Origin of the sequence: Armatimonas sp. (assembly GCF_043760365.1) — a bacterium.
In the GTDB taxonomy this organism is placed as follows: Bacteria; Armatimonadota; Armatimonadia; order Armatimonadales; family Armatimonadaceae; genus Armatimonas.
Window position 1 is genome coordinate 1 of the sequence record NZ_JAYUPA010000973.1, and the last position, 2,773, is coordinate 2,773.

Annotated in this window: 3 protein-coding genes; 2 read left to right on the forward strand and 1 reads right to left on the reverse strand. The window is 58.9% G+C overall.

Translation table 11 applies throughout. From position 1 onward, the window contains the following. Both purB and ACH2EH_RS24655 read left to right on the forward strand, forming a co-directional pair. Nucleotides 1-1,009: adenylosuccinate lyase (gene purB, locus ACH2EH_RS24650; RefSeq protein ID WP_395145996.1), on the forward strand; the 1,009-nt coding region annotated here is incomplete at its 5' end. 273 nt (nucleotides 1,010-1,282) lie between these two features. After that, nucleotides 1,283-2,347, forward strand: coding sequence for a zinc-binding alcohol dehydrogenase (locus ACH2EH_RS24655; RefSeq protein WP_395145997.1), 1,065 nt, complete (start codon nucleotides 1,283-1,285; stop codon nucleotides 2,345-2,347). On the opposite strand, the gene ACH2EH_RS24660 is transcribed toward ACH2EH_RS24655, so the two are convergent. After that, nucleotides 2,327-2,530, reverse strand: a complete 204-nt coding sequence (locus ACH2EH_RS24660) for a hypothetical protein (RefSeq protein ID WP_395145998.1) — start codon at nucleotides 2,528-2,530, stop codon at nucleotides 2,327-2,329. The two genes, ACH2EH_RS24655 and ACH2EH_RS24660, sit on opposite strands and share 21 nt — an antisense overlap. Nucleotides 2,531-2,773: the final 243 nt, after the last annotated feature.

The window sequence follows — 2,773 nt, forward strand, 5'->3', positions numbered from 1 at the left end:
GTCGGAGGACATTAACAATCTTTCCCATGCCCTGATGCTCAAGAACGGCATGGAGCAGGTGCTACTTCCCAAGATCCACGAGCTGATCGAGACCATCGCCGATTTTGCACGCCCCTACGCCGCGACCCCCCTGCTCTCACGCACCCACGGCCAGCCTGCATCACCGAGCACGTTAGGAAAAGAGCTGGCCGTCTTTGTGCACCGCTGGCGTCGGCAGGAAAAGCAGCTCGCGGCGCAGGAGTATCTGGGCAAGCTCAATGGTGCGGTGGGCTGTTTCAATGCCCATCTCTGCGCCTACCCGAACGCGGACTGGCCCACGCTGGCACAGCGTTTCGTGGAGAGCCTCGGCCTAACCTACAACCCACTCACCACACAGATTGAGTCGCACGACTACATGGCCGAGCTGTTTCATACGCTCACACGCTTTAATAACATCTTGCTGGACTTTGACCGGGATGTCTGGACCTATATCGCCCTGGGTGTCTTTCTGCAAAAGGCCGTCAAGGGGGAAGTGGGCTCGTCGACGATGCCCCATAAAGTCAACCCGATTGATTTTGAGAACTCCGAGGCCAATGTCGGAATTGCCAATGCGCTCTTTGAGCACTTAGCCAGCAAGCTCGCCGTCTCCCGGCTCCAACGCGATCTCTCCGACTCGTCGGCGATTCGCAGCATGGGCACGGGGCTGGCGCACATGCTGATCGCGATCACGGCGACACTGCGCGGCCTGCGTAAGCTCTCCGTGGACGAGGCGCGTCTTGCTGCCGACCTGAATGCCAACTGGGAAGTGCTGGCCGAGCCCATCCAGACCGTCATGCGAAAAGCGGGGCTGCCCAATCCCTACGAGCGCCTCAAAGAACTCACCCGAGGCGCGAGGATCACACCCGAGGGCCTCGCCGCGTTTGTGGAGAGCCTGGAGCTCCCCGACGAGGACAAAAAACGCCTGGCCGCACTCACCCCCGGCACCTACATCGGGGTAGCGGAAAAACTTGCAAAGGAAACGCTGGCTTAATGCGGATCGGCATTCCCCTCACGCTTGCGCTAAAATACAACCCATGAGCATTACCATTGATCTAAGCCCGGAACGAGAAGCACGTCTGAATGAGTTTTTCGGGAGTCCGGCAGCATTTCGCGTTTGGCTGGAGGGAGTCATTGCGCTGACGGTAGACCAATTTTTGGAGAGTTCAAAATAGTATGATGGTGTCGAGGAGTTGAAAATTCCTCGCTGAAGGCAACAAGTTGCCGAACGTCCTGCCGGACGGCGAACCGATTTGATAATACGAAAATGCCAAGAAGAATTGTTACCGAAGATGGCTCGCGCTTCTGGATCATGGAGTACGAGCTGCCGAATTTAGAAGCCAACGACGTGCAAATCAAAGTGCAGCTCGCCGCGCCCAAGCACGGCACGGAGGCGCAGCTAATCAGTGGCAGTGCTTTTAGCGCCAAGCAATGGAACCCGGAGCTACGGCTGTTTCTGCCACGCCCGGAAACACAAGAAACACCGGCTGCTGCGCCAGCACCGCGTGGGATTGGCAATATGATTGTCGGTGAAGTAATTGAGATCGGCTCCGACGTGACACGCTTTACGGTCGGGGAGCGTGTCTTTGGCTACGGGCAGGTGCGCGAGCTGCTGAATATCCCCGAAAACAAGCTCTTTCCCCTGGGCGCTCTCACCGAGTCTGACGCGGTCTGCTGCGACCCGGCGCACGTGGCGTTTGTGGCCGTGCGCGATGGCAACATTCGAGTGAGCGATGATGTGGCGGTCTTTGGGCTGGGCGCGATCGGGCTACTCGCGGTGCAGATTGCCAAGGCAGGTGGGGCGCGCCGTGTCTTTGCCGTGGACCCCCTCGCCATTCGCCGAGAGCATGCGCTGGCCCACGGTGCGACGGCGGTCTTTGATCCACTGGCCTGCGACGCCGCGCTTCAGATTAAGCTAGCCACAGAAAAGCTCGGCGTGGATGTGTCTATCGAGACGTCGGGCAATGGCCGCGCCCTCAACGACGCGATTCGCTGTGTGCGGCAGTGTGGCACAGTGGTGCATGTGCCGTGGGGTCCCAAGGACGCCAGTGCACTAAAATTGGGTGAGGAGTTCCATCACAACCGCCCGACCATTGTCGGAAGCCAAGCCTGGGTCGGCTGGGGCAATGCGGACCGCTCCCACCCCCTCTGGGATCACGAGCGGGCGTATGCAGCCACGATCCAGCTCTTTCGAGACGGCAAGCTCACCGGCGAGGGAATCGTCACCCCGATAGTGCCCTTCAATAATGCTTCCGAGGTGCTCTCGACCATCTTCACCGCCCCCGAAAAATCCATCAAGATCGGCGTTCGTCTAGGTGGCGAGAGGGGTTAGCCCCACATGAGAAAGAGCGCGGGAGAGCAGTGGGAGAAGCTGCGCGGTCTCAGCGGCGTCTACGCGAACGAGAAGCTGCTGCGCAGACAGATCGTGTGCATTCTCACTCAAAATGGCACGCAACAGACCAAGCTCTTGCGGGGAGAGCAACAAACAGACGGAACGTATTTTGTGCTGTGTCATGGTGCTGTGTCCCTAAAAAATCGGCGGCGGGTTTCTGTCAGAGGAACACCCGCCGCCAGTGATCTCACGCTCTCCTCAAGTGAAGACGTCGTCATTTTCCGCCGAACAGTCAGAGTATCTCACAGAAGTTGTTACCAGAGGCGTTACCACGGCCATTCAGTTTTACCTCCCCCTGCCGCTGAGACGGCTTTCCCCCTCCAGCTTTCGGTCGTTCCTCCCTGCGAAGGGGATAGTTCCAGCCCA